General features: G+C 57.8%; 2 pseudogenes. Both read left to right on the top strand.

Annotation, left to right across the window (positions count from 1 at the left end):
* Positions 1–280, top strand: a pseudogene (locus tag MoGM_RS13000) (hypothetical protein); the annotation flags it as partial.
* A gap of 54 nt (positions 281–334) precedes the next feature.
* Positions 335–590, top strand: a pseudogene (locus tag MoGM_RS13305) (hypothetical protein); the annotation flags it as partial.

The following is a 590-nucleotide window of genomic DNA, read 5'->3' as shown; positions in this document are numbered from 1 at the left end:
CTTCAACCACTCACTGCCCGGCAGCCCGCGCCGTCTGCAAATGAAATTCGCGGAGTATGTGCGCGACGGTTATGTGTGCTTTATTTCCGGCAAATTCCTGAACGGCAACGCCGGCAAGGTGCTGACCGATGAACAAACCGGTTATCTCGCCACGCTGATAAGCAACCCCAACAACGTGCAGGACACTGTGGTGGCGAAAGCCTACAACGTGAAAGCCCGGGCACTGGGCTGGAAAGAGATAACAGCGGCCGCCGTGGGAGTATGGCGCGAGAAATTGTAATTAGAGGCAGCCGCCGGGCGGTTAGGCGTTACCAACTTCCGAAACCGCAAGACCATGCAGGTTAAGCGCAGCCGACCGACCGCCCCGTTCCTGATGTGCTCGCTTGACGGCTGGACCGTCGAGCTGCTGTATCAGAAAACCAAGACGGACAGCAAGGGACACAACATAACGACCTACACCAACCGCCTTACAATCGTGGTAGTGCTTGACCCGTGCGTCGACTATCCAATGGGCTACGCCGTCGGCGACCATGAGTGCCCGGAACTGATAAAAGCGGCATTAAGGAACGCCGCGATCCACAGCCGGGAGC

Source organism: Prevotella sp. MGM1 (assembly GCF_002933775.1).
Taxonomy (GTDB): domain Bacteria; phylum Bacteroidota; class Bacteroidia; order Bacteroidales; family Bacteroidaceae; genus Prevotella.
Note: the sequence above shows the minus strand (reverse complement) of the source record. Positions and strands in the feature narration are given on the sequence as shown.